This window comes from Hymenobacter miniatus (assembly GCF_016427455.1).
GTDB lineage: Bacteria > Bacteroidota > Bacteroidia > Cytophagales > Hymenobacteraceae > Hymenobacter > Hymenobacter armeniacus.
In genome coordinates this window covers 83,221-106,544 of sequence record NZ_JAELXR010000007.1, presented here as the reverse complement: position 1 = coordinate 106,544, position 23,324 = coordinate 83,221, and the positions used below count along the sequence as shown (strand labels likewise).

The 23,324-nt window shown below is 63.3% G+C and carries 22 protein-coding genes; 9 read left to right on the top strand and 13 right to left on the bottom strand.

The genetic code is table 11. The annotated features are described in order from the left end of the window. Positions 1-2 precede the first annotated feature (2 nt). On the bottom strand, positions 3-1,022 hold the full coding sequence (gene pseB / locus JAO73_RS12645) for a UDP-N-acetylglucosamine 4,6-dehydratase (inverting) (protein WP_198977387.1): 1,020 nt from the start codon (positions 1,020-1,022) through the stop codon (positions 3-5). Between the two features lie 218 nt (positions 1,023-1,240). Between pseB and JAO73_RS12640 the strand changes: the two genes are divergently transcribed. Continuing rightward, positions 1,241-2,713: an MBOAT family O-acyltransferase gene (locus JAO73_RS12640; RefSeq protein ID WP_198977386.1), complete on the top strand. Its 1,473-nt coding sequence runs from the start codon at positions 1,241-1,243 to the stop codon at positions 2,711-2,713. Further along, entirely contained in the window at positions 2,710-3,642 is a 933-nt protein-coding gene (locus tag JAO73_RS12635; protein ID WP_198977385.1) for an SGNH/GDSL hydrolase family protein, read from the top strand. Before JAO73_RS12640 ends, JAO73_RS12635 begins: the two co-directional genes overlap by 4 nt. 3 nt (positions 3,643-3,645) lie before the next feature. Here JAO73_RS12635 and JAO73_RS12630 read toward each other — a convergent pair whose 3' ends face one another. Continuing rightward, positions 3,646-5,337, bottom strand: coding sequence for a DUF6044 family protein (locus JAO73_RS12630; RefSeq protein ID WP_198977384.1), 1,692 nt, complete (start codon positions 5,335-5,337; stop codon positions 3,646-3,648). 53 nt (positions 5,338-5,390) lie between these two features. Beyond that, entirely contained in the window at positions 5,391-6,719 is a 1,329-nt protein-coding gene (locus tag JAO73_RS12625) for a glycosyltransferase family 4 protein (protein WP_233169187.1), read from the bottom strand. A gap of 135 nt (positions 6,720-6,854) precedes the next feature. Between JAO73_RS12625 and ffh the strand changes: the two genes are divergently transcribed. The 3 genes from ffh (at position 6,855) to JAO73_RS12610 (ending at position 10,235) form a co-directional block, all read left to right on the top strand. After that, positions 6,855-8,222: a signal recognition particle protein gene (ffh, locus tag JAO73_RS12620; protein WP_198977383.1), complete on the top strand. Its 1,368-nt coding sequence runs from the start codon at positions 6,855-6,857 to the stop codon at positions 8,220-8,222. A gap of 435 nt (positions 8,223-8,657) precedes the next feature. Continuing rightward, on the top strand, positions 8,658-9,386 hold the full coding sequence (locus JAO73_RS12615) for a cytochrome b/b6 domain-containing protein (protein WP_198977382.1): 729 nt from the start codon (positions 8,658-8,660) through the stop codon (positions 9,384-9,386). A gap of 15 nt (positions 9,387-9,401) precedes the next feature. Continuing rightward, a complete protein-coding gene (locus tag JAO73_RS12610) occupies positions 9,402-10,235 on the top strand; it encodes a molybdopterin-dependent oxidoreductase (protein ID WP_198977381.1) in 834 nt (277 codons plus the stop codon). Positions 10,236-10,297: 62 nt separating this feature from the next. Here JAO73_RS12610 and JAO73_RS12605 read toward each other — a convergent pair whose 3' ends face one another. Together JAO73_RS12605 and JAO73_RS12600 are read right to left on the bottom strand one after the other, a co-directional pair. Continuing rightward, positions 10,298-10,621, bottom strand: a complete 324-nt coding sequence (locus JAO73_RS12605; protein ID WP_198977380.1) for a hypothetical protein — start codon at positions 10,619-10,621, stop codon at positions 10,298-10,300. Positions 10,622-10,699: 78 nt separating this feature from the next. Then, positions 10,700-10,873, bottom strand: coding sequence for a DUF2256 domain-containing protein (locus JAO73_RS12600; protein ID WP_198977379.1), 174 nt, complete (start codon positions 10,871-10,873; stop codon positions 10,700-10,702). A 133-nt stretch (positions 10,874-11,006) separates the two neighbouring features. Here JAO73_RS12600 and JAO73_RS12595 point away from each other — a divergent pair, with 133 nt between their 5' ends. Together JAO73_RS12595 and JAO73_RS12590 are read left to right on the top strand one after the other, a co-directional pair. Continuing rightward, on the top strand, positions 11,007-11,759 hold the full coding sequence (locus JAO73_RS12595; RefSeq protein WP_198977378.1) for a class I SAM-dependent methyltransferase: 753 nt from the start codon (positions 11,007-11,009) through the stop codon (positions 11,757-11,759). 15 nt (positions 11,760-11,774) lie between these two features. Then, positions 11,775-12,203, top strand: coding sequence for an acyl-CoA thioesterase (locus JAO73_RS12590; RefSeq protein ID WP_198977377.1), 429 nt, complete (start codon positions 11,775-11,777; stop codon positions 12,201-12,203). Between the two features lie 7 nt (positions 12,204-12,210). Here the strand turns inward: JAO73_RS12590 and JAO73_RS12585 are convergent, their stop codons facing one another. After that, positions 12,211-12,777, bottom strand: coding sequence for a DinB family protein (locus JAO73_RS12585; protein ID WP_198977376.1), 567 nt, complete (start codon positions 12,775-12,777; stop codon positions 12,211-12,213). 91 nt (positions 12,778-12,868) lie between these two features. Here JAO73_RS12585 and JAO73_RS12580 point away from each other — a divergent pair, with 91 nt between their 5' ends. Continuing rightward, entirely contained in the window at positions 12,869-14,320 is a 1,452-nt protein-coding gene (locus JAO73_RS12580) for a hypothetical protein (protein ID WP_198977375.1), read from the top strand. A 150-nt stretch (positions 14,321-14,470) separates the two neighbouring features. On the opposite strand, the gene JAO73_RS12575 is transcribed toward JAO73_RS12580, so the two are convergent. Beyond that, a complete protein-coding gene (locus JAO73_RS12575; RefSeq protein ID WP_190922105.1) occupies positions 14,471-15,454 on the bottom strand; it encodes a pyruvate dehydrogenase complex E1 component subunit beta in 984 nt (327 codons plus the stop codon). Between the two features lie 72 nt (positions 15,455-15,526). Further along, entirely contained in the window at positions 15,527-17,338 is a 1,812-nt protein-coding gene (locus JAO73_RS12570; protein WP_198977374.1) for a tetratricopeptide repeat protein, read from the bottom strand. Positions 17,339-17,500: 162 nt separating this feature from the next. On the opposite strand from JAO73_RS12570, the gene JAO73_RS12565 reads away from it, so the two are divergent. Next, positions 17,501-17,719, top strand: a complete 219-nt coding sequence (locus JAO73_RS12565; RefSeq protein WP_046242767.1) for a PspC domain-containing protein — start codon at positions 17,501-17,503, stop codon at positions 17,717-17,719. Positions 17,720-17,769: 50 nt separating this feature from the next. Here the strand turns inward: JAO73_RS12565 and JAO73_RS12560 are convergent, their stop codons facing one another. The 5 genes from JAO73_RS12560 to hutH all read right to left on the bottom strand — a co-directional run bounded on the left by JAO73_RS12560 (position 17,770) and on the right by hutH (position 23,233). Beyond that, positions 17,770-18,042 (bottom strand): hypothetical protein, encoded by a 273-nt coding sequence (locus tag JAO73_RS12560; RefSeq protein ID WP_198977373.1) that lies wholly within the window; start codon positions 18,040-18,042, stop codon positions 17,770-17,772. 72 nt (positions 18,043-18,114) lie between these two features. Continuing rightward, a complete protein-coding gene (locus tag JAO73_RS12555; protein WP_317191226.1) occupies positions 18,115-19,152 on the bottom strand; it encodes a glycosyltransferase family 2 protein in 1,038 nt (345 codons plus the stop codon). 7 nt (positions 19,153-19,159) lie between these two features. Further along, positions 19,160-19,498 (bottom strand): YbaB/EbfC family nucleoid-associated protein, encoded by a 339-nt coding sequence (locus JAO73_RS12550; RefSeq protein ID WP_190922108.1) that lies wholly within the window; start codon positions 19,496-19,498, stop codon positions 19,160-19,162. A 107-nt stretch (positions 19,499-19,605) separates the two neighbouring features. Continuing rightward, positions 19,606-21,297 (bottom strand): T9SS type B sorting domain-containing protein, encoded by a 1,692-nt coding sequence (locus JAO73_RS12545; RefSeq protein ID WP_198977372.1) that lies wholly within the window; start codon positions 21,295-21,297, stop codon positions 19,606-19,608. Between the two features lie 442 nt (positions 21,298-21,739). Then, positions 21,740-23,233 carry a histidine ammonia-lyase gene (gene hutH, locus JAO73_RS12540; RefSeq protein ID WP_198977371.1) on the bottom strand — a complete coding sequence of 498 codons (1,494 nt, stop codon included), beginning with the start codon at positions 23,231-23,233 and terminating at the stop codon, positions 21,740-21,742. Positions 23,234-23,324 lie beyond the last annotated feature (91 nt).

Genomic DNA, 23,324 nt, shown 5'->3' with positions numbered 1-23,324 from the left:
ACCTAAACTGCAAATTCGGCATCCACGTGCAGGCGGATTTCCTCGCGAATCTGCTCCGCGTCCAGCCACTCCTCGTTGTTGGCCGAGTCGTAGTAGAAGCCCAGCGGCACGCGGCGGCCGTTGAAATTCTGGATGAACTTCTCCACGTCCCAGGTCGGCATCGAGGGCAGGATGACGTAGTAGCGGTCCAACTCCACGGTGCTCAGGGCGTCGGTTTCCGTAATCATGGCCTCGTGCAGCTTCTCGCCGGGCCGGATGCCCACGATTTTCTGCTCGCACTCCGGCCCGATGGCGCGGGCCACTTCCGTGATTTTATAGCTCGGGATTTTGGGCACGAAAATCTCGCCACCCCAGGCGTGCTCCAGCGCATAGAGCACCAGGTCCACGCCTTCTTCGAGCGAGATGTTGAAGCGCGTCATGTCGGGGTGGGTGATGGGCAGCACGCCCGTGTGGCGCTGCTGCAAAAAGAACGGCACCACCGAGCCGCGTGAGCCGATAACGTTGCCGTAGCGCACCACCGAGAAGCGCAGGTCGCGCGAGCCCTTCATGTTGTTGGCGGCCACAAATAGCTTGTCGGAGCACAGCTTGGTGGCGCCGTAGAGGTTGATGGGCGCGGCGGCTTTGTCGGTGCTCAGGGCCACCACGTCTTTCACGCCGGAGTCGAGGGCGGCGTTGATGACGTTTTCGGCGCCGAAAATGTTGGTTTTGATGCACTCCATCGGGTTGTACTCGGCGGCGGGCACCTGCTTGAGGGCGGCGGCGTGAATCACGATGTCGATGCCTTCGCAGGCGCGGTGCAGGCGCTGGGGGTCGCGCACGTCGCCAATGAAGTAGCGGATGGCCGGGTACTGGGCCGGGCTGAACTCCTGGCTCATTTCGTACTGCTTCAGCTCATCGCGCGAAAACACTACGAGTCGCTTCACCTGCGGGAATTTTTCGAAAACGGTGCGCACGAACTGCTTGCCGAACGAGCCGGTGCCCCCCGTGACGAGGATGGATTTGTGGTTGAGGTCGAGAGCCATGAAAAAGAGTAAGCCGAAACAGGAGGACAAAAGTAGTCGAATTAGGGTTGGCGCTATCGCAGTTTGTCATCCTGGGCACGGCGAAGGACCTGCTCGCGGCTGCATGATAGTGCGTGCAGCCGCGAGCAGGTCCTTCGCCGTGCCCAGGATGACCGTGGAGCGCACAAAGCGCCCGCTAGTCCCGACCTTTGGCCCGCCCAGCCGCTGCCGCGTCCCGAATGCTCTTCAACTCTCTCCATTTTCTGGTCTTTTTCCCGATAGTCGTCGGGCTCTACTTTGGCTTGCCGCCGCGCTGGCGCGGGGCGCTGCTGTTGCTGGCCAGCTATTATTTCTACATGAGCTGGCGGGCCGTGTACGCCCTGCTGCTGCTGGCCACCACGCTCGTGGACTACTACAGCGGCTACCGCATGAGCCAGCTGCCCACCAAGCAGGCGCGGCGGCCCTACCTCTACCTCAGCCTGGTGAGCAACTTGGGCACGCTGTTCGTTTTCAAGTACTTCAACTTCTTCCGCGATTCGGTGCTGCAGCTGGCCGAGGCCTTTCACCTGCCGCACGGCAGCGGGCCGGCGCTGGGGCTGCTGCTGCCGGTGGGCGTGTCGTTCTACACGTTTCAGTCGGTGGGCTACATCATCGATGTCTACCAGAGCCGGCTCGAGGCAGAACGGAATTTCGGGCGATTTGCCTTGTTCGTGGCGTTTTTTCCGCAGCTGGTGGCGGGGCCCATCGAGCGGGGCGGGCACATGCTGCCGCAGTTTCGGCGGGTGCACACCTTCGATTATGCCCGCGTGGTGAGCGGACTCCGGCTCATGGCCTGGGGCCTGTTCAAAAAAGTGGTGGTGGCCGACCGCCTGGCCCTGCTGGTGAACCCCGTGTTCAACAACCCGCGCCAGCACCCCGAGGGCCCGCTGTTGCTGCTGGCCACGCTGGCCTTTACGTTCCAGATTTACGGCGATTTTTCGGGCTACACCGACATGGCCCGGGGCGCGGCGCGCGTGCTGGGCTTCGACTTCAACCTCAATTTCCGCCAGCCCTACCTGTCGGCTTCGGTGCCCGAGTTCTGGCGGCGCTGGCACATTTCGCTGTCGAGCTGGTTTCGCGACTACGTGTACATCCCGCTGGGTGGCAGCCGGGTGCGGCCCGCCCGCGCCTACGCCAACCTGCTGGCCGTGTTCCTCATCAGTGGCCTGTGGCACGGCGCCAACTGGACGTTTCTGGTGTGGGGTGGCCTGCACGGGTTCTACCTCGTGCTCAGCACCTGGGCACGCCCGCTCAAGGAAAAGCTGGCGCACCTCACCGGCCTGGCCGGCCGCCCGCGGCTGCGGCGGGCCTGGGGCGTGCTGGTCACCTTCGGGCTGGTGGCCTACGCCTGGATTTTCTTCCGGGCCAACACTTTTGGCGATGCCGTTTTCATCAGCCGGCACCTGCTGAGCGGGTGGGACCAGCTGGGCGGGCGCGGCACGGTCACGCTGCTGCTCGAGTTCTCGCAGCATTACCGTCCCGAGCTGGCCGTAGCGGCCGTCAGCGTGTTGCTGATGCTGGGGCTGGAATACCTTGGGCGGGCGCGTAGCCTGCAGGCCTGGGTTTCGGCCCAAACGGCGGCCGTGCGTTGGTCGGGCTACGTGGGGCTGGCCTTGCTGATTCTGTATTTGGGCGTGTTCAACAGCACCTCGTTCATCTATTTCCAGTTTTGAAAACACCTCAGACTTCCGCGGTTTTGAAGCTGCTGGGGCGGCTGGCGCTGCTGGCGGGCGCGGTGTTGCTGGGGGCCATGGCCCTTGGGCCGGTGGTGCTGCGCGGGCGGGTCGATGCCTTTTACGGGCGCTTCACCGGCCCGCCGGCGGGCTCTCTTGTGTTGGGCACCTCGCGGGCGGCGCAGGGCATCCGGCCGGCGGTGCTGGCCGGGCAGCTGGGCAGTCGCTTCGAAGGGCCGCTGCTCAATTATGCTTTCACGCTCACCCACTCGCCCTATGGGCCGGCTTACCTGCGCAGCATCCAACGCAAGCTGCGGCCCGGGGTGAAGAACGGCCTCTTCATTGTGGCCGTCGACCCGTGGTCGCTGTCGCTCACCGGGCCCGAGGGCGTTTACCCCGAAGACAATTCCTTCATCGGCCAACTGCACCAAGTGAGCCAAAACCCCAACCTGGCCTACCTCACCACCTACCAAACCAAGCCGCTCTACCGCCTGCTGCTCGACTACGCCACCGCCACCGAGCGCCTGCACCCCGACGGCTGGCTGGAAGTCAACATCGGCACCGACAGCGCCCAGGTGCGCGCCCGCACCGCCCGCAAGCTGCAGGACTACCGCCTGCTGGCCGCCAGCCAGCATCTGTCGTCGGGCCGCCTGCAGGCCTTGCGGCAAACCATTCGGTTCCTGCAGCAGCACGGCCGGGTGGTGCTCGTGCGCCTGCCGGTGGGCGCAGCGCTGCTGGCGCTGGAGCAGCAATACCAGCCCGGTTTCGACGAGCAAATGCGCCAGCTGGCGGCGCAAGCAGCGGCCCCTTACCTCGATTACAGCAACGTCCCCTACGCCACCACCGACGGCAACCACTTGCAGCGTAGCGCCAGCGGGCCGTTTAGTCAGCAGCTAGCCAGTGATTTACAAAAGGCATTGCGTCGCTAGCCACTAGGGCGCAGGTTCCGCTACTTCGTATACGTAGATGTGCCAGTAAGCACGGGCGTCGGCAAAGTCGGCCACGGGGCGCAGGCCGCTGCGCGCCGGACTGGCCAGCCGGGCCGCGCTGAAAATGAAACGGCCTCCCATTTTGCGGAACGCAGCGGCATCCAGCGCCCAATCCTGCACGGTGCGGACAGGCATGGCCGGCACGAGAAAGTCACGGCCCAACTCGTGCGAAAAAAAGTAGCAGCGGTTGCCCCAGGCATCGAAGTAGGTACGCAGGGCCGGGTCTTTGGCCAGCTCGCCGGCGATGAGGGGGCGGAACTGGTGTTTGTAGCGGAGGGGGTAGCTGTTCTGGTTGCTGTCGAGGGTATAGAAGTCGTTGAGCTGCGCCACGGCCGGCGCGAAGCCGAGGCAGCCCACGCGGTAGCCGCTGGGTGCCAAGCCGGTGCGTCGGGTCAGGTAGGCTTCGATTTTTTCAAACAACGGAGCGGCCACGTATTGTGCGTAAGTGGGCTGGGCCTTTTTCGGATGCCCGGCCAGCTCGCGCAGGTTGGTGGTCCATTCGGCATTCATCAGCAGGCCGATGAAGAGCTGGGTGGCCACCAGCAACGCCGCTACCGTGTGGCGCCGGCCCGGCAGCAGCCGCAGGCTCAGGGCCAGCACGCCAAAGCTGGCCAGCGGCAGCAGAAAGCCCAGCCGGGTGAGGTTGAAGGCGTGCAGCAGCGGCAGGCGGTGCTGCACCACCGCCACGGCCTGCAGCACAAACCCACAGAAAAGGGCCACCGCCACCATGCCCACCAGCCAGGGCGCCAGGCGCCGCGCTGCCACCCGCCAACCACCCCGGCCCCAGGCCAGGGCCGCCAGCATGGCCAGCGCCATCGCCCCCCGAAAAAACTGGCTCGAATGGTACTGGCCCAGCAGCAAGAAGTTAGCCGCCGAGCGCAGACCAGGCCCCAGCCCGAACGCCACCGTCCGCTGCAAATCGTGCTCGACGCGGTGCGACACGAATTGCTGCGTCACCAGCAGGGAATAGAACAGCGGCCATTCCACCACCACGTACATCAGCGCCAGCAGGCCCGTGGCGGCCCCAACCCGCAGGGCAGCCGCCTGGCGCCCGCGCCAAGCGTCATACAGGGCCAGCCCCGCCATGGCCCCGCCAAGGAAAGGACCCACAAATACAAAAAAGGACCACACCGGAAAGGCCACCACCAGCAGCCACGGCCACCAGCCCCCGCGTCCCGCACGCAGGCGCAGCACCGCCAGCAGCAGGGCGGGTTGGCCCAGCACCGTTAGCCCATAAATGGAATAGATGGGCAGCGTGGCCCAGGCCACCGCCAGCCCCGCCGCCAGCCACCGCCGCCTCGGGCCCGGCAGCCAGCGCCGCCGCAGCAGCGCCCACATGCCCAGCAACCCCAACAGCCGCACCAGAACCTGATTAACGAGGTAAGCCGCCCACGGCGAAAATGCCCCAAACAGCCACACCGTCGGGTTCAGCCCCGAGCGCAGCGCGTTGCGCGGCAGCCCGTTCATGATGCTCGGAACGACGGCGCTGGGCCGGTAGTCGAGCACCACCCGGAATTTATTCAACAGGTACGGACTGCCGATTTCGGTGTCGAGGTTGTCGTGAATGATGAGGTAGCTGTGGCTCTGCAGCAGCAAAAAGGGCAGCAGAAACAACGCCAGGCCTGTCAATGCCAATGGCAAGGGCCGTAAAAAAAAGCTACCGCGCTTCATGGCTGCTCATCCATAATTTAGCTGGCGGCAATTTCGGCCAGCCGCGCCGTCAGGGCCTGGCGGGAGTAGCGGCTGTGGCTCACGGCCGGCAGGTCCAGGTTGGGATTCTGGCGCCACTGGGCTACCAAGGCCTCCAGCGTGGCCAGCATTAGGGCCGAGTTGCGGTAGGGCAGGGCCTGGCCGGCGTCGCACTCCTGCAGCAGGTTGTCGGCGTCGGACCCGGCTGGGCCCACGCACAGAATCGGTTTGTTCGCCGCCAGGTACTCAAAAATCTTCCCCGGCAGGATGCCAAAGTTGCGCGGCACATCCGGAATGGCCATTAGCAGCGCCGAGGCGCTGAGCAGGTATTCCACCGACTTATCGTGCGGCACAAACGGAATAAACTCGGTGGCTGCCAGCAGCCCCGCCTGCGCTATTTGCCCGCGCAGCTGCGCCGATACCTGCCCCACGAAACGCAGCCGCAGCGGCACGTCCGGGTGGCGCTTGGCACAAGTCGCCACGGCTTCCAGCAGACATTCAATATGGTACAGCTCCGTGATGGTGCCGGTGTGCGTGATGCGCAGGCAGTCCGTGGGCGGCTGCGAAGGCTTCTGAAAATCGGACTCGTCGTATCCGTTAGGCAGCACCTGGAATTTGCCGGAGGGCAATTCCGGCAGCTTGGCCAGAAATAGCCGCTTGGTTTCGGGCGAAGTCACCAGCACGGTATCGGCCTGCGTCAGCACCTGCCGCTCGTAGCGCGCATCGAGCCAGGACGCCAGCGGCGTGTGATGCAGGTCATTGTAGTAGTAAATGTCCGTCCAGGGGTCGCGCAAGTCGGCCAGCCAGCGCAGGCCGTGGCGTTTCTTTAGCGTCAGGCCGATGAGCTGGGTGGAGTGGGGCGGCGAGGACGTGAGCACGGCATCAAACTGCTCGCCCGCAGCCAGCAGTTGCTCCACGGCAGCCAGGGCGTGGCGGTTCCAGCCGCGCCGCGGGTCCGGGATGAACAGGTTGCCGCGCACGAAGCGCAGGGCCTTTTGCATCAGGCCAGGCTTGCCCTCGTTAGCAAAGCCGCCGTAAGGCACGGCGCGGCCCGTCAGTTTTTTATAGCTCTCGAAGGGCTCCGACGTTTTAGTTCTGATGACGCGCACGTTGGCCGGCACTTCGGCCAGCAGGCTTTCGTCGCGCACGGGGTAGGTGGCCTGGGCCGGGTCCACGGTTATCACGGTGGCTTCCACGCCAAACTGGCCCAGGTGCTTCACCCACTTGAGGCAGCGCTGCACGCCGGCCCCGCCCGAGGGCGGCCAATAATAGGTGATGACGAGCAGGCGCAGCGGACGGGTGGCGGGCACGGGAGCAGGGGAGAGCAAGCGGGGCGCGAAGGTACACGCTTTGCCGGTTTTCGGCCTTTTGTGGTTACTTTTGGGGTTCAATAACTGCCTGATTTTGCGCGGCTCGGTGCCGGCGGTCAGTGCGCCAGCTTCTCCCGCTCAACTCAGCGATTCATGTTCGATAATCTCTCCAACAAGCTCGACCGGGCCATTAAAACCCTGAAAGGTCAGGGAAGCATCTCGGAAATCAACGTCGCGGCCACCATCAAGGAAATTCGCCGCGCCCTGGTCGATGCCGACGTTAACTACAAGGTTGCCAAAGAGGTAACTGATAAAATCAAGGACGCCGCCATGGGCCGCGACGTGCTCACGGCCGTGTCGCCGGGCCAGCTCATGGTCAAAATCGTCTACGATGAGCTCACCGAGCTCATGGGCGGCGAGAAGAAGGACATCGTCATCAAAGGCGACCCGGCCGTGATTCTGCTCTCGGGCCTGCAGGGCTCGGGCAAAACCACCTTCGCCGGCAAGCTGGCCAGCTACGTGAAAAAACAGGGGCGCAACACCCTGCTGGTGGCCTGCGACGTGTACCGCCCGGCCGCTATCGACCAGCTGAAGGTGCTCGGCGAGCAAATCGGCGTGGAAGTGTACTCCGAAGTCGAGAACAAGAATCCCGTCGAAATCTCGCGCAATGCCATCGACTACGCCCGCAAAAACGGCAAGAAGGTGGTCATCATCGACACCGCCGGCCGCCTAGCCGTGGACGAGCAGATGATGCGCGAGATTGAGGCCGTGAAGTCGGCCATCAACCCCAGCGAAACGCTGTTCGTGGTGGACTCCATGACCGGCCAGGACGCCGTGAACACCGCCAAAACCTTCAACGACCGCCTGAATTTCGACGGCGTGGTGCTCACCAAGCTCGACGGTGACTCGCGCGGCGGTGCGGCCCTCTCGATTCGCGCGGTAGTCGAAAAGCCCATCAAGTTCATCTCGACGGGCGAGAAGATGGATGCCCTCGACCTGTTCTACCCCGACCGCATGGCCCAGCGCATCCTGGGCATGGGCGACGTGATTTCGCTGGTAGAGCGGGCGCAGCAGCAGTTCGACGAGGACGAGGCCAAGCGCATTGAGAAGAAAATCCGCAAAAACCAGTTCGACTTCAACGACTTCCTCGGCCAGCTCGAGCAAATCAAGAAGATGGGCAACATCAAGGATTTGATGGGCATGATTCCGGGCATGAGCAAGGCCATGAAGGACGTGGAAATCGACGATGACGCCTTCAAGCCGGTTGAGGCCATCATCCGCAGCATGACCAAGCAGGAGCGCGCCAACCCCGACCTGCTCAACGCCTCGCGCAAGCGCCGCCTGGCCAAAGGCTCGGGCACCGAACTTCAGCAGGTGAACGACCTGATGAAGCAGTTCGACCAGATGCGCCAGATGATGCGCAAAATGAACAAGCTCAGCCAAACCAAAGGCGGCCTGGCCCAGATGCAGAAGATGATGGGCGGCATGCGCGGCGGTGGCGGCGGCATGATGGGCCGCTAAGCCTAAGCCCGCCGGCCTACGGCCAGAACACAGCAAAGCCCGGGCGAAAGTCCGGGCTTTTTTGGCGCCGCTGCTTGCTGCGAAGCCGGAATGGCGGGGCGCTAAAAGGCACGCGTGAAACGACTTGCGGAAAAATTATGCCGCCCCGGAATCTTTTGGTGCAATTCTTGTTAGTCTCATCGTGAAAGAATAGTTTTTTAAGGTGTTTTGGTATGGATAGGCGGTGGGGTTTCCCTGCCGCCTATTTTTTATGGGGCTTTTTGGGAAGCGGGCTGCCGACTGGGGCAAAGGCAGGTGGAGCGGGGCTTGCCTCGCCCGACAAGAAAAAAGTGCGCGCCGCTGTAAGGCCGCGCCAACCGCCGCGTCCGCCGATTCGTAGGTCCCGGGCCAATGCGGAAGTACCTTGGGATTGGTTTACCCGCCACCTTGCCACTTATGAAGCAACTTGTTGAAAAGCACCCGCTGGCCATCCGCTGGTTTCACTGGGTCAACTTTCCCGTCCTGAGCCTGATGATTTGGAGCGGGCTGTGGATATACTGGGCCAACGACGTGTACCGCCTGGGCTGGGGCAACACCACGCTGCTCAAGTTCTTCCCGCAGTCGTTCTACGAGGCCTTCAACATCCCCTTCCAGCTCGCCAAAGGCATGAGCTGGCACTTCGTGCTGATGTGGGTCTTTTTCCTCAACGGACTGCTCTACGTGTTCTACACCATTTTCTCGGGCGAATGGCGCTACCTGCTGCCCACCCGGCACTCCTTCAAAGAAGCGGTGCAGGTGGTGCTGCACGACCTGGGCCTGTCGAAAAAACCGCTGCCGGTGCGCAAGTTCAACGGCGCCCAGCAGATAGCCTACACCAGCGTCATTCTGATGGGCGTGGGCTCGGTGCTCTCGGGGCTGGCCATTTACAAGCCGGTGCAGTTTGCTTGGCTCACGCAGCTGCTGGGCGGGTATGAGTATGCGCGCATCATTCACTTCGCCCTGACCATCGGCTACGTGCTGTTTTTCATCGTGCACATTGCCCAAGTGGTGCGCGCCGGCTGGAATAACTTCCGGGCCATGGTGGCCGGCTTTGAGGTGGTGGAGGTTAATCCCGCCACGCACGACGTCACGGCCGGCCCCACGGCCCTGCCAGCCGCCGATGCTTCCCTCTCCACCAACCACTAGCCGACCGCAGCAGCCATGTCTGAAGAATCACCCGTTCCGGCTCCGGCTGAGAACTCCCAGGCGCCCCTGCGCCCCGAAGCCGAGGTACTGGCCGAGGCCCGGCGCCGTTCGCGCCGGTCGTTTATCGGGCTGGGGCTGGCCGGCTTGGCGGGCCTGGGCGGCTGGAAATGGCTCATTTCGCAGCCCGAGGACGATGGCATTCCGCGCCCGCTGCGCCAGGTGCTCGACGCCAATGGCCGCCTCAGCCACGCCTATTATAAGCAAACGCGACTGGCGCCGGAGTTTGCCAGCACCCGCGCCCGCACCCCCCGCAAAAACGGCACCTACGGCCTCAAAACCGAGCTAGACCCTGCCACTTGGCGCATGCGCGTGCAGGGCTACGGCACTGAGAAAGTGCAGGAGTTCACCCTCGCTGATGTGCAGGCGCTGCCCAAAGTGGACATGGTGACCGAACTGAAATGCATCGAAGGCTGGAGCGTGGTGGTGCATTGGGCCGGCGCCCGCCTGTCCGATTTTCTGGCCAAATACCCGCTGGCCACCCGGAGCGGCCAACCCTTCGACCCGCGCAACCCGCCCGCCGACCTGGCGCCCTACGCCGGCCTCGCCACGCCCGACGGCAACTACTACGTGGGCCTCGACATGGACACCGTGCTGCACCCCCAAACGCTGCTTTGCTATGAGATGAACGGCAAGCCCCTCACGCCCGAACACGGCGCCCCGCTTCGCCTCGTCACCCCCCTTAAGTATGGCATCAAGCACCTCAAGCGCATCGGCACCATGACTTTTGCCGATGCCCGCCCCAAAGACCTGTGGGCCGAGATGGGGTACGACTGGGACTCGGGGCATTAGGCAAATGAGCGGATGGAAATGGCTTTGCGTCCTTGGCTATTGTTCACCCGCTTGCCACCTTCTCAGTGCACCACCCGCAGTTCGTAGCGCGCGGGGGAGGTGCCGGGTACGTGCCACGCGCCCACGCGGCTGGGCCCGTAGCCCAGGTTTACCTTCAGCCACTCGTCGCGGGTGGGCAGCATGCCGATGATTTCCTGTTCGAGGCGAGCCAGGTCCTGCCGCAGCTGTTGCACGCTGTGGGCGGGCTCGGCCGGGTTTTGGTGCGGCGCGCCGGCCTGCGGGGCGGCCATGGCGCGCTGAATGGCTTTCTCGGTTTCCAGGTAAGCATCTACTTTTTCCTCCAGAGGAACGAGGGCCGGGTCAAGATAGTCGAGGTTGGAAGCCATAAAAGGGAACTTGAAAGAACTGTTTCGGGAGCAAAACGGGCGCTTTGGCCAAAAAGATACAGCGAAGGCCGGCCGCCCTCAACTGGTGGGGGCTGTTGCACTGGCGGCTGGCCGGTTGCGCTGGCATTTTTCGCCGCAGTATTTCACGTCGTCCCAGGTGGCGCGCCATTTTTTGCGGTATTCGAACGGGCGCCCGCAGGTGACGCAGATTTTGGTGGGCAACTGCCCTTTACGAAGTTTGGCGGGTAGCATCGAATGCGAAAATGAGGCTATGTAAGGAGCAAACCCCCGGCGGGCCCGCGAAGTTTTGGGTACTTTTCGGTCCCGAAGCCGTAAAGGGCCGGCAGTCGTTGCCGCGCCGTCGGCTCCACGGCGCCTCTGCCTTATGACCACAACCACCGCTCCCGACATTCTGGGCCAGGCCCTGCTCGACTATCACCACGGCCAGGCCGGTGCCACCGTCACGGTGCACTGCAACGTGGCCGACGACGAGCCGCTGCCCGCTGCCTACTTCTTCCGCACCGTGCTGCAGATGCCGGAGCTGGAGCGCCAGGCCCTCGACGAAAGCCGCGGGCGCGTGCTCGACCTCGGGGCCGGCGCGGGCTGCCACTCGCTGGAGCTGCAAAACCGCGGCTTTGAAGTGAAAGCGGTGGACGTGTCGGCCGGCGCCGTGCAGGTAATGGCCGAGCGCGGCGTGCACAGCGTGGCCCGGCACGACCTGTTTGCCCCGCTGCCGCCCACCGAGCGGCCTTACGACACTATTTTGCTGCTCATGAACGGCCTGGGCCTGACCGGCACCCTCGAAGGCCTCGACAGGTTTCTGGCCCATGCGCGCACGCTGCTGGGGCCCGGCGGTCAGATTCTGGCCACCTCGTCCGACGTACGCTACCTCTACGAAGACGAGGACGGCGCCCTGCTCATCAACCTCAACGGCCCGTACTACGGCGAGGTGCAGTACACGCTCAGCTACCAAGACCAAACCGGCGAGCCTTTCCCGTGGCTGTTCATCGACGCGGCCCTGCTCAACGACGCCGCCGAAGCGGCCGGCTACACCGCCGACTTTATCGGCGAGGATGATAATGACCAATACCTGGTACGCCTCATGCCCGTGGGCAATGCGGAAAACCGGGCGCAATAACCAGTAACCAACCCAATGACCAACGCCGTCACCTACCGCACCCGCTGGGCCGACATGGACCCCAACGGCCACATGCGCCACTCCGCCTACGCCGATTTTGCCGCCGACCAGCGCGTGGCCCTGCTCGCCCAATGGGGCTACGATGTGAAACGCTTCGCCGAACTGCGCCTCGGGCCCATTCTGTTTCGGGAAGAAACCAAATACCTAAAGGAAGTCAACATCGGCGAGGAAATCCGGGTCGACGGCCACCTAGCTTCGGCCGCGCCCGACGGCTCGCGCTGGAGCATCGTACACACTATCTATAAGGCCGACGGCCGCGTGGCCGCCACCGTCACCGTCGAAGGGGCCTGGCTCGACCTCGACCGCCGCAAGCTCACCGTGCCGCCCGCTGAGCTGGCCGCAGCCTTCAGCGCCATGCCGGTCTACGAGGCGCCGGTGCGCTAGCCTCCGCCTACGCGGCCGTGGGCGTCGCCGGAGCAGGCCGCAGGGCTTTGGTGATGCGCCCCATTTGCTGCTGGTGGTGCAGCAGGTGGTCGAGCAGGAAATCCATCACCTGCCCGATGGTGATGCGCCCCGAACGCGGGTGCGGAAAAATGGCCCGGTTCATCAGCCGGCCCGGAAATTCATTGAGCAGCTGCTCAAACTGGCGGCGCGTGCCCGCCCAGGTCCGTCGCAGCTCCGCCAGCGTGGGCAGGTTGCCGGCATTGGTGAGGGTGGCCACGCCGCGCGGAGCCTTGTACTTGAAGCCGGGCAGGCGCAGCAGCAGGCGCACCACGCGGGCTCGCAGCCGCGTGAGCAGGCCCACCTTGGGCATTACTTCCTCGGCGTGCACCTTTTTCTGCACGTACTGCAGAATGTTGCTTTCGATGAACAGCAGGTGGTGCACCACCTGCGTGGCCGACCACTGCCCGGACCCCGGCGCCCGTTCCGCATCCGTCCCCAATGCCTCGGCCGAGGCCAGCAGCCGCTCAGTGGCGCGCTCCAGTTGTTCGAATTTGAGGTGAAGCCGGTGGTTCATGGCGGTGGGAGTGGGTGAGATGACGTAGCTTTAAATGCGAAAATGTGAAATGTACGGTGCTTTGACCGTATTGGCTCGCTACCTATTGAATATGACGAACGTTTCCCGGGTGATGCGATGGTGGAACAGGATTCGGCTACACCCCGCGTTGGCTGCTGTTGCGATAATTCTGCTGGTTTATTTATACTACCTGCCTACTACGCCCTACCAAAGGCAGTATTTCGACGCTGATGGCTATTGGCAGATGGGCAAAGAGTTTTACACCACTGGGAAGTTTGCCCTGCTCAGTTACGCTAATATTTCGAGGGGCTACCTATTACCGGTTCTGCTGGCCCCGTTCACTCAACTTGTAGAATCCCACAATTGGTCACCCTTGGAGGTGACGCACCGCCTTGGGGCCGCAGTGGCGGCGCTGTTGTTCGGCTGGGCAGGGCCGTCTTTGTGGCAGGCCTTGCGCGGCGGTCCGCCCGTGTCGCTGAGCCGACGTCTGATATTCGCAGGGTTAGGGTTTTTGATTTGGCGAGACTATTTCGTGTTTAGCCTGACTGATTTCCCAGCCCTGCTGGCGTTGGTTGCGTCATTGCTTGCGTTGTTGCGAGGCCGTGGCCTGGTCAGTGCCCTGCTGGCAGGGGTGGCAATGGCTGCTGCAACTAATTTTCGGCCGGTATATCAGGCTGCGCTGCCCGCTGTGGCGGTGCTTGCATTATTGCCGCCGCCAGCCCGTAGCCGCTGGATGGGCTTAGCGCGTGGCATGGCCTTGGTCCTAGGGGCCAGCCTTGTTTTGGTGCCGCAACTCCGCATCAATAACCACCTTGCGGGGGTAAGGTCACCTTGGGTACTCACCAATCGACCCGACGAGCCAAACTTGTTCTTACGGCAACTGGTCTGGGGGCTGCAAATGCAGAAATACGAAACCAGCATTGCGGGTGACTACCCCAAGGCCCAAATGGTTTTTGAGAATAAACGGGGCATTGAATTGTTCAATTCCACAGGGCTGGAGCAATTTGCCGACGTGGGCCAGTACGTGCGCATGTGTGCAGGCCAACCTATGCAAGCCGCCAGCGTTTTCATCCGCCATTTGTTTAATGGGCTTGATGTGCAGTATCCTACGCCATACATTACAGAGGTGTTCGTGCCCACTTGGCGCTTGGCTCTGCTGAATTATTCCTTGATATGGGGGGGGCTGGTAGTTCTATTGTGGCACCGGTGGTCGCGTCCCACTGTGCGCTGGGTGCGGCCTTCGGCAGTATTGATGGCGTTGTTGTTGCCTTGCCTTACTGCTCTGGTCACGGCTATCGAATGCCGGTTCCTTTTGCCGTTGCATCTACTACTCAGTGGAGCGGTTGCATTCGGCGCGTCGCCAGTAATTGCTTGGCGTAACTCTTCTTTCGGCAGCCGGATGGCGCTGTCCATGAGCTACCTTTTGGTGATAATTGGCTTTTTTTCTGCCTCAATCAGCGTCCAGAAGCATTTAGTGGACTCGCCACGATTGATTATGTATGACCTGCCGATACGGTTTATAAAGCCAGCGGAGCCATGGTAACATTTGCTGGTGACTTACAATAGGCAGTGCCCAGACTTACGCTTAAATAGGTATAGCGCAGGGCGCCAACCAAACGGCCCCGTTGGCATTGCCAACGGGGCCGTTTGGTTGGCGCCCTGCGTATGCGCCTGATAGGGTATTTCCGCTCCTCTACGCCTTGGCGTAAGTCACTTCCTTCACGGCCTTCACCACGCGGGCCACGTTGGGCAGCGAGGCTTCGATGAGGGTGGGCGCGTAGGGCAGGGGCACATCGGCGCAGGTAATGCGGATAACGGGGGCATCGAGGTAGTCGAAGGCGCGGCGCTGTACGATGTAGGCCAGTTCGCCCGAGATGCTGGCCAGCGGCCAGGCTTCTTCGATGACTACCATGCGGTTGGTTTTCTTCACCGAGTTCACCAACGTATCGTAGTCGATGGGGCGCACCGAGCGCAGGTCGATAACTTCGGCTTCGATGCCTTCCTTGAGGAGTTCGTCGGCGGCGGCGTAGGCCACTTTCATCATTTTGCCGAAGCTCACCAGGGTCACGTGCTTACCCTGGCGCACCACGTTGGCCTTGCCGATTTCGAGCAGGTACTCTTCCTCGGGCACTTCGCCCTTGTCGCCGTACATCAGCTCCGACTCCATGAAAATCACCGGGTCGGGGTCGCGGATGGCCGACTTCAATAAGCCTTTAGCGTCGTAGGGGTTCGAGGGCACCACCACTTTCAGGCCGGGGGTGTTGGCGTACCAGTTTTCGAAGTTCTGCGAGTGCTGGCTGCTGAGCATGCCGGCGTTGCCGGTGGGGCCACGGAAGACGATGGGGCAGGAGTATTGGCCGCCCGACATCGAATACAGCTTGGCAGCTGAGTTGATGACCTGGTCGATGGCCACCAGCGAGAAGTTGAAGGTCATGAATTCGATGACCGGAATCAGGCCGTTGGCAGCCGCGCCCACGCCGATGCCGGCGAAGCCCAACTCGGCAATCGGGGTGTCAATTACCCGCTCGGGCCCGAATTCGTCGAGCATGCCTTGGCTCACTTTGTAGGCGCCGTTGTATTCGGCCACCTCTTCGCCCATCAGGAACACCCGCGGGTCGCGGCGCATTTCCTCGGACAGGGCCTCGCGCAAGGCCTCACGAAATTGAATTTGACGCATGATTTTCTTTAGATAAACAGCGGTTTTGGGCCGTCAGGCAAAGCTACGACAGTAGGGGGCGTTGGGCCAAGCTTATCGCAACGCCTCCCGAAATACCTTGCCTTGGGCGTAGTCCTGAAATTCGAGGTCTTCCACGGCACGCTGGGCGTAGTTGCGGTCGAGGGCGACGGCTTGCTTCAGCAACTGGCCCATCTCGGCTTCGTTCTTTTGGCGGGCGGCCACCACGGCCATGCCGTAGACGGGCGCAGCCGCCGTGGGCCGCAGCGTTTGGGCCAGGCGGTACTGCTCCAACGCCAGGTCGTAGCCCTCGCGCCCCACCAGAATCAGGCCTTTGTTGAGGGCGTTCTGGTAGGAGGGGCCGGCGTATTGCAGGCTGCGCAGGGCTTCGTCGGGCTGGCCTACTTCGATTTCGAGCGCGGCGCGGTCGGAGAAAATCTTGCGCAGCAGCGGGCGCGGGCCGCCCAGCTTGATGGCGTAGTCGTAGTTCTGCAGGGCTTCGAGGCGGTCGCCGGCGCGGTGGTAAGCCGTGGCGGCGTGGTAGAAGAACTCGGCCGTGGGGTTGCGGTGGGCGGCCAGCGTGAAGTTGACGGCGGCGCGGTGGTAGTAAGCTTTCTGGGTTTTGAGCGTCGGCTCTTTCTCGCCGCGCTGCAGCAGCACCACGCCCAGGTTGTGAAAAGCCTCCCAGCTGTTGGGGTTGTTGGCAGCGGCCACCTCGTAAATGCGCTGCTTTTCGGCCAACAGGGGCGTGAGCGTGGCCGAGTAGCGCAATTCTTCGGGCGTGAGGGCTTCGGCTTCTAGCTGCTTCTCCACAATTTTCTTCGACAGCAAATACACCTCCGAGTCGTAGCGCTTGGGGGCGGTATACGTCACGGCCACGGTGCCGAAGCGTAGCACTGGGTAGATGTATTCTTCGATGTAGTCGAAATACGAAAGCTTGTGCAGCGCCTTTTCCTTTTGCTCGAACGTGCCGCGCGTGTCGTTGATGATGGACACCACGGAATCCATCTGCTCGGGCTTGAGGGCCGAGGAGGTGACCTTGCTGAGGAAGGTGTCCCACTTGCGCACGTAGGCCAGCGTATCGAAGCGAATGTTCTCGTTCTTATTGAGATACGAAAAGGTTTTGACGCGCTGCTTGTAATAGTACAGCAGCATGCGCACCCGCTTGCTGGCCAAGGCCCGGTTGTGCGCGTCGGTCGAGTCGGGCGAGTGGCCCGCAATGATGAGCACCTGCTTGGTGTGCTGGTTGGCGTCGATGAGGTCTTCGAGGGCCTGTACGTTGGTGCCCAGGTAGCCGCGGATGAACCACTTGTCCTCGTCGAAATAGAAGGGCAGCACGCGGGTGCCGCTCATGGTGTTGTTGGCGCGCTCGGGCAGCAGGGTCAGCACGGTGTCTTCGCGCGTCACCAGACGGGCCGGGTCGGCGATGCCGCGGGCCACCAGCAGGTCGTCGTTGGCGCGCAGCACTTTGCCGTGCTTCTTCAGCTCGCGCACCTGGCCGTGGGCCAGCAACTCGCCGGGGTTGCGGCCCGGGGTGTTGGGAATGCTGAATTTCTGGGTGGCCACCAGTTGCCCTTTGTGCTCGTCGTCGTACACGAAGTTGCCCACGGTGAAGGCCAGGCGGCCGAGGGTGTCTTCGCGCAGGCCGTGCTCGTAGCGGTAGCGCAGCAGCACTTCGTACGCGACGCCCTTGTGCAGGTGGTTGGCGGGCACGCGGGCGGTTACCTCAAAGGGCACGGCCTCGCCCGAGGCCAAGAGCGGAGCGGGGCGGGCCACCACGGTGCGCCCGGTTTCGGCCTGTTTCAGCACCCGCGGGAGGGCGCAGGCCGAGAATAGCAGGGGGGCTGCCAGCAGCCATTGGGCCACGGGCCGCAAAAAATACCTCATCGAAATGTGCAACGTCGGAAAACGAAAACCTGCCCTTCAAACGTAAAAGACCCAAAATTAGTCGGGTCGGGGCCGGCGAATTTACGCGGACGAGCTTGCCCTCGCCCCCGTAAGGCCTTATCTTAGCCCAGACAATCTGTATTTCGTTAGCCGCTACCGCCCATGAAACGCTTCACCGACTACCTCGAAACACAGTCTTTTGGTTTGTGCTCGGCCCTGGCCCAAAAGTGGGGCTTTAGCACGCGCAGCGTCCGGCTGTCGTTCGTCTACGCGTCGTTTTTCACGTTTGGTTCGCCCATCGTGCTGTATTTCGCCGGGGCATTCTGGATGAACGTGCGCCGGGCCATGCGTCAGCAGCGCAGCACCGTGTGGGACCTGTAACCCCCGGTTTCGTCCCCAAAAACTTTTGCAACCGCTGACTAGCGCCCGCGCTATTCCTTCTCGGCGTCGTATTCCTTGGCCTCGCGGTTCAGCTGCTGTTGTTTGGCCTGCTTGTGGCGTCGCTTTTCGCCGTTGTCGGGCTTGTGCTTCTTGACTTTCTTGGTTTTGTCGCGGTGCTTAACGTGCTTGCTTGAATGCTCTTTCTTCTTGGTGAGCGAGCGGTTGGCATGGCCAAAGCGGTGGAACCCCTGCGCCGCCACCGGGCCCAGCGAAATCAAGAACAGCAGCACCGAGGCCAGCGTCAGAAGGAGCACTTTTTTCATCGAAATCAGAAAAGAAAAAGGGCCGTGGCTGAACGGCAAAGGCCAAATATAGCGGCCGCCGGGGTGCGCCACCTAGCGCAGGCCCAAATCGCTGAACTTGCGCTTGCCTTGGGCAAAGTAGGCCCACACCACGCTGCCGTTGTACACGCCCTGGCGCTGGGCCACGCGCAGGTGCGGCCGGGCTTCGCGCCGCTTCCGGCGCCAGTAGCCCAGCTTGCCATAAAAGCTGAAGTGCGCGCGCAGCACCGCCCAAAAGTTACCAAGCTCGCCGCTTACCAGAAACTTCACTCCAGCCACGCCGTCGAGCACCAGCCGCTGCCACATGGCCCAGAGCAGCTCGCCCGGCGCGGCGTTTTTGTAGAGCAGCGCCAGGCCGTTGCGGAAGTTGAGGTAGGTTTTGCGGGGGTGGGTTTTGGGCAGGGTGCCGCCGCCCACGTGGTGCACGGCGCTGCCGCCGTGGTACCACACTTCGTGCCCGGCGTTTTGCAGGCGCCAGCAGAAGTCGATTTCTTCCATGTGCGCAAAAAACGCCGGTTCTAGGCCGCCCATGGCTTGCCAGGCGCTGCGGCGCACCAGCAGGCAGGCGCCGCTGGCCCAGGCCACGGGGCGCGAGTCGTCGTACTGGCCCTGGTCTTTTTCGAGGGTGTCGAAGAGCCGGCCGCGGCAGAAGGGGTAGGCCAGCCGGTCGAGGTAGCCGCCGCCGCCGCCCGCGTATTCAAAGTAGGTGGGGTCGGCGTGGGCCAGGATTTTGGGCTGCACGGCGGCAATGCGCGGGCTGGCTTCGAGCAGCGCGCGCAGGGGGCGCAACCAGCCCAGGGTCACTTCCACGTCGGAATTCAGGAGCACGAAAAAGTCGCTGTTCACCTGGGCCAGCGCCTGGTTGTAGCCTTCGCAGAAACCAAAGTTGCGCTCCAGCAGCAGCAGCTCCACCAGCGGAAAATCGCGCGAGAGCATTTCCACCGAGTCGTCGGTCGAGGCGTTGTCGGCCACGATGACGCGGGCGCCGTCGGCGTGGGTGAGCACGCCGGGCAAAAACCGGCGCAGAAAACCGGCGCCGTTCCAGTTCAGGATGACAATGGCCACGTCGGCGCAGGCGCCAACGTTTGGCACCGCGGCACTAGGCGCCAAAACCGCTCAAATCGAGGCCGGGCACGTTGGGCATCAGGCCGCTGGTTTTGCGTTGGAGTTCCTGGCGGGCCAGCTCGGCGGCTTCGTCCAGGGCTTTGTTCACGGCCGCCACCACCAGGTCGGCCAGCATGTCGCGGTCCTGCGGAGTCAGCAGCGTTTCGTCGATTTCGAGCTTAATGACCTTGCGGTGGCCGCTGGCGGTGGCGCGCACGAGGCCGCCGCCGGCTTCGCCCGTGGCGGTGATGTGTTGTATTTCCTGCTGGGCCTGCTGCATTTTGTCCTGCAGCTCTTTCACTTTGCCCATCATGCCGGTGAGGTCGAATGCCATGGTATCAGTTTTCGGTTTTCAAGTAGCGTAAACAAGCGAAGCCGGCAAAAGTGAGCCGCTTGCTGGTGCAAAGACGCCGGAACCCGCCCCAGGGTTCGCCGCGGGGCTTATTTTAAAATCGTGACCGAGCCCGAAGCCGTGAAGGGCGTGCCATCCTCGTTGTTTTGCTGGAAGCGCCACACGTAGCCGCCCAGCACCGGGGCGTGCCCCTTGATGCGGCCGTCCCACACGTCGGCGCGCTGCGAGCCCCGGAATACTTCCTGCCCGTTGCGGTCCACCACCACGAAGGTGTAGTCCTTCAGATACTTGCCTTTTACTTCGAGCACATCGTTCAGCCCGTCGCCGTTGGGCGTGAAGGCCGTGGGAATGGTGAGGAACAGCCGCCGCGTTACGGTGGCAATGTTGGAGTAGCTGACCGTGCCCGCCGGCAGTCCCGCCCCGCTGATGCGGAGGCGGTAGCGCAGCACCTGTTGCGTGGTGTTGGGCGACAGGTCGGTGTAGCTGTTGCCGCTCACGGCAATGTTGTCTAGCACCTGGTTGTCGGAGCTGAGGCGTTCGAGCACGTAGCTGGCCGCCGCGCCGGGAGTAGGGCCGGTGAAGGCCGACCAGGACAGGCTGGCCGTGGTGCCGTCGGCATCGGCCGGGCTGGCGCTCAGCAGGCTGGGGCAGGTAGCCGCGCTTTCGGAGGAGGTGTTGCCGCACACGTCCGTGACGCGCACCGAGTAGCAGGGCGGGTTTTTGCGCAGGTCTTCCAGCGCGGTAGAGTCGCGGCGGGGGCGCAGGGTGGTGGCACTGCCAAAATCGGCGGGGCCACCACCCGCCGCGCGACGGTAGAACAGCGTGCTGCCGGCGGGCAGGGTGCCGCCCGCCAGCACCGGCCGCAGCTCCACCACGTTGCGCACATTGAAGCTAGGCACCAGCAGCGGCTGCTGGGGCGGCAGGTTCGAGGTGGTGAGAATGGTGACGGCGTTGGAAACCGACTTCGTGCCGTTGGGATAAGTGGCCGTCACGGTGTAGGAGTAGCTGGTGCCGCATTGCACGTCGCTGTCTTCCAGGCCGCCCGAGATTGAAGCAATGCCCGTCGTGAGCACCTTGCCGTCGCGGCTCACAGTGTATACCGCGCCCGAACCACCAGCGTCGCTGAACAGCAGTTGGTTGCGGTTTTGCGTGGAATTGCCCGTGAGGTTGAGCGTGCATATCAAGTCGGAGGCCGCGGTGCTGAGCTGGCAGGCGTCGGTGCGCAGCAGGCGGTAGCAGCCGGGCGCGGCGCCGGGCACGGCGAAGGACGTGCTGCCGGCGGGCACCGTGGCCACCGTGGCAAAGCCGCCGGGCGCGCTGGCATCGGCCCGCTGCAGGGTGTAGAAGTAGCCGGCCGGCAGCTGGCCAATGGCCAGCGTGGCCGTGCCACCGGGCAGGGCGCCCTGCAGCGTGAGCGTGGTGAGGAGCGGCGTTTGGGGCGGCAGCAGCGGCGCTACGGGCTGCGTGGCCTGCTGGCTTTCGCAGATGTTGGGCGCGGTGTAGTGGCCCACCACCGTGACCGAAGTGGCCCCACTGGCGAGTGGCACCACCGCGCTGCGCTGCCCGGGGTTGAGATTGAGCGGGGCACCCGAGCCGGATTGCACCGAATAGTAGTCGTACACCAGGTCGGTGATGGTAATCAACGCGTTGCCACTGGGGCAGGGGGCCACCGTAAAGGTTGGGGCGGTGTTGTCGTAGACGCGAAAGGTGCGGATGTAGTAGGTTGAGCCGTTGGGCTGCCCGGGCACCGGAGGTATACTTGCCAGTTCCGCTACGGTCACGAGGCCTATTTCCGCGCGGGTCGGGGTATAGGTATATGGAAGTGCATTGGGCGGAGCGCAGCCAGGATAGTCGGCAGCCGCAGCCCCGGTACCTGGTTTAACGCCGTAGTAGAGTTGAGTAGTTGGAATATTCCGACCTGGGCATTGTTCAAATCGTACGGAGCGCCCAACGCAAAAGGCATCTACAACTTGGGAGGTTTGGATGTCGACCGCCAGAAAGGAGCAAGCTGGTTGGGGCGTGGATGCGCATACAGAGGTTTGGGCCCACGCTGCGCACGTAGGCGCCAGCACCACAGCAACAAACAAGCAAAAACGGTACACCAACTTCATCATCAGCGTTCAGTACGCGGGGTAAGCACAGCGGTATTTGCCGCGCGCAAAATTCAGGCCGGGTCCGTATAGTACATGCCTGGGCAGCAGCACTACAAAAAAAGCCCCCGGCTTATTGCCAGTCAAACTTACGGACGAAGGCGGCGGCTTTGTGTAAGTCGGGGTAGAGCACCCGGTCCTGGCCCACGAATTTCACTTCCTGCTGGAAGGCGGCCACCACCCGCTCCAGCTCCTGCGAGGTGCGGCCGGGGCGCCGGAACGCCAGGGCCTGCACCGCCGTCATCAGCTCGATGCCCAGCACCTGCTCCACGTTGTACAACACGCGGCGCGATTTGGTGGCGGCGTTGGCCCCCATGCTCACGTGGTCTTCCTGGCCGTTGCTGCTCACAATGCTGTCGACCGAAGCCGGAGTGCACAGTTGCTTGGTCTGGCTCACGATGCTGGCCGCGGTGTACTGCGGTATCATCAGGCCGGAGTTCAGGCCGGGTTCGGCCACCAGGTAGGTGGGCAGGCCGCGCTGGCCGGAAATGAGCTGGTAGGTGCGGCGCTCCGAAATGCTGCCCAGCTCGGCCACGGCAATGGCGAGATGGTCGAGGGCCAGGGCCAGGGGCTGGCCGTGGAAGTTGCCGCCGCTCAGAATCAGGTCTTCGTCGGGGAAGATGTTGGGGTTGTCGGTCACGGAGTTGCACTCGGTTTCCACCACCTGGGCCACGTAGGCCAACGCGTCGCGCGAGGCGCCGTGCACCTGCGGCTGGCAGCGGAAAGAGTAGGGGTCCTGCACGGCGTGGCGCGGCTGGGTTTGCAGCTCCGAGCCGGCCAGCAGCTCCGAGAGGCGCCGGGCCACCAGCACCTGCCCGGCGTGCGGCCGGATGCGGTGCAGGTTGGCATTAAACGGGTCGGTGCAGCCGCCAAAAGCCTCCGTCGAAAGCGCTCCAATCACATCGGCCGCGTCGGCCAGGCGCTGGGCGCGCAGCACGCCGTCCACGGCGTAGGCCAGCATAAACTGGGTGCCATTCAGCAGGGCCAGGCCTTCCTTGGCCTGCAACGCCAGCGGGTCCCAGCTGAAGAGGCTCATGGCATCGGCGGCGCTCAGGCGGTAGCCTTGGTAGTTCACTTCGCCCAGGCCCAGCAGCGGCAGGCAGAGATGGGCCAGCGGGGCCAAATCGCCGCTGGCGCCCAAGGAGCCCTGCTCGTACACCACGGGCAGCAGCTCGCGGTTGTACATGGCCACGAGGCGCTCGGCGGTGGCCACTTGCACGCCGCTGTGGCCGTAGCTCAGGCTCTGGGCCTTGAGGAAGAGCATGAGGCGCACGAGGGGCTGCGGCACTTCGGCGCCGGTACCGCAGGCGTGCGACATCATCAGGTTGACCTGCAGCTGGGCGCGTTGCTCGGGCGCAATGCTCACATTATACAAGGAGCCAAAGCCGGTGTTGATGCCGTAAATCGGCTGGTCATCGTGCGTCAGGCGCTGGTGCAGGTATTCGTGGCAGGTGGCGATTTGCGTTTTGGCGTCGTCGCCAAGTTGCACGGGCCGGCCGTCGGCCAGCACGGTGGCCAGCGCGGCCAGGGTGAGGGGCTGCGCGGGCGAAATGGTATGGGTGGGCATTCGGGGGTGGGTGAGGAACCAAAGGGGGTGACCGCAAAAATAGAGTTATTTCCACGGAAGCCGCCCTTGCGCAGTTGGGCCACGCCCACGC